Consider the following 227-nt stretch of genomic DNA (forward strand, 5'->3'; position numbering starts at 1 on the left):
CATACATTAGATATTTGGTTGCGTAAGCAACGAGATAATCATTCAGCATATGCGTTTATCAAACGTCTCATTAAACAATTTGGTAAACCTCAAAAGGTAATTACAGATCAGGCACCTTCAACGAAGGCAGCAATGGCTAAAATAATTAAAGCTTTTAAACTTAAACCTGACTGTCATTGTACATCGAAATATCTGAATAACCTCATTGAGCAAGATCACCGTCATAT

General features: G+C 34.8%; 1 protein-coding gene. It reads left to right on the top strand.

The annotated features are described in order from the left end of the window. The coding region (locus tag IDG64_RS15015) for a DDE-type integrase/transposase/recombinase (RefSeq protein WP_169416943.1) at positions 1 to 227 on the top strand (227 nt) is incomplete at both ends.

The sequence above is a fragment of the Staphylococcus sp. EG-SA-15 genome, from assembly GCF_017151895.1.
GTDB classification, from domain to species: Bacteria; Bacillota; Bacilli; order Staphylococcales; family Staphylococcaceae; genus Staphylococcus; species Staphylococcus aureus.